The organism is Albidovulum sp., assembly GCF_049646345.1.
Taxonomy (GTDB): Bacteria; Pseudomonadota; Alphaproteobacteria; order Rhodobacterales; family Rhodobacteraceae; genus Albidovulum.
In genome coordinates, this window is record NZ_JBARVQ010000197.1 from 1 (window position 1) to 1819 (window position 1819).

Below are 1819 nucleotides of genomic sequence, written 5' to 3' on the forward strand. Positions count from 1 at the left end.
ACAGGACCTGCGCCTTCCAGCCGGCCACGAATTCATCGGATGCATGTTGCAGGCTGCAGCCCCCGCAGGATTTGAAATGCGGGCAGGGCGGCTTGATGCGGTCCGGCGACGGGGTGAGGATTTTTGGGGCCGTCATGCGGTCCTTGACGACCTCGCCTTCGACCACTTCGCCGGGCAGGACCGCTGGCACAAAGACAGGTCCTTGGGCGATACCTTCACCCAGATATCCCAAACGCTGAATTGTCAGAATCATTCGGCGGCCTCTGCGATCCCGATAAACCCGCCCGACTGACGGTTCCAGAACCGAGCATATATGCCGCCCTGTTTCAACAGATCCTTGTGCGTGCCTTCCTCGACGATGCGGCCATCGTCCATGACCACGATCCGGTCCATCCGGGCGATGGTCGACAGCCGGTGCGCGATGGCAAGAACCGTCTTGCCTTCCATCACCTTGGCCAGAGCCTTTTCGATCTCTGCCTCGACCTCGGAATCGAGCGCCGATGTCGCTTCGTCCAGAACGAGGATCGGGGCGTCTTTCAGGATCGCCCGGGCGAGCGCGATGCGCTGGCGCTGGCCGCCGGACAGCTTGACGCCGCGTTCACCGAGGAACGTGTCATAACCTGTGTTGTTCCGGTGATCCCTGAGTTCGAGAATGAAATCATGGGCCTCGGCGCGGCGCGCGGCCTCGACCATCTCTTCGTCCGACGCGTCGGGCCTGCCATAGAGAATATTCTCGCGCGCCGTGCGATTGAACATCGCGGTTTCCTGCGTGACCATGCCGATATTCCGGCGCAGGCTTTCCTGCGTCACATGCGCTATGTTCTGCCCGCCGATCATCACCTGCCCGTCTTCCGGGTCGTAGAGGCGCAGCAACAATGCGACCAGAGTCGATTTTCCCGCACCCGAAGCGCCGACGATCCCAATCTTTTCGCCCGGCGCGACGGTCAGCGAGACGTGGTCAAGCCCGCCGGACCTTTTGCCGTAGGCAAAGCTGACATCATCGAAAACGATGGGCCCGGCTGCCTTCAGCGGTTCCGCATCAGGCGCGTCGGTCAGGGTGTGGGGCGGCGTCAGCGTGCGCATGCCGTCTTCGACCTCGCCGACACCGGCATACATCGTCATCATGGTAAAGCTGACCCAGCCGGTCATTTGCGCGATCCGCATCGACATTGCGCCGGCCGCGGCGATGTCGCCCGGTGTCGCAAGACCATGTTGCCACATCCACAGCGTTGCACCGATCAGCATCACCGGCACGACTCCGGCGAGCGCCAGCATCATCAGCCGGAAAAGGCTGGCGATCTCACCGTAGTGCCGGGTGGTATCGCGGTACCCATCCATCGCTTCGATCGCGGCCTGATCTTCGTGATCATCATGGGCGAACAGCTTTACCGTGCGCATGTTGGTGATCGTGTCGACGACCTGCCCGGTGACGATCGCCCGGGCCGAGGCCCGCGCCGCGGACCGTCCCCGCACCACGGGCAGGAACCAGGTGATGAAGCGGACATAGGCGATCAGCCAGACCAGCAGCAGCACACCAACGCGCCAGTCGATGGCAATCAGGAACACGGCCGTCGCCACGACCGAGGCCAAGGCGAAAACCAGCGTGTTCAGCGCCTCAACCGTCACATCGGTCAGGGCCCGGGCGGCCTGCATCTGCTTTTGCGCCAGCCGCCCGGCAAAATCATTGTCAAAAAAGGTGATCGCCTGACCGAGTGTCCAGCGATGCAGCCGGGACAAGACCAGAACGTTCAGGCTGGGCGCGATGGCAACCGATTGAAACAGCGACGACAAGCCAAAGACCAGCGGACGGATCACGAGG

The 1819-nt window shown here is 62.6% G+C and carries 1 protein-coding gene and 1 pseudogene; both read right to left on the minus strand.

Features of this window, described 5'->3' with window-relative positions; all coding sequences use genetic code 11:
- Window positions 1-253 (minus strand): annotated as a pseudogene (locus tag WBB85_RS04795) (class I SAM-dependent RNA methyltransferase); the annotation flags it as partial.
- On the minus strand, window positions 250-1819 hold a 1570-nt coding region (locus tag WBB85_RS04800), incomplete at its 5' end, for an ABC transporter ATP-binding protein (RefSeq protein WP_432637486.1). The gene WBB85_RS04800 and the pseudogene WBB85_RS04795, both read right to left, overlap by 4 nt.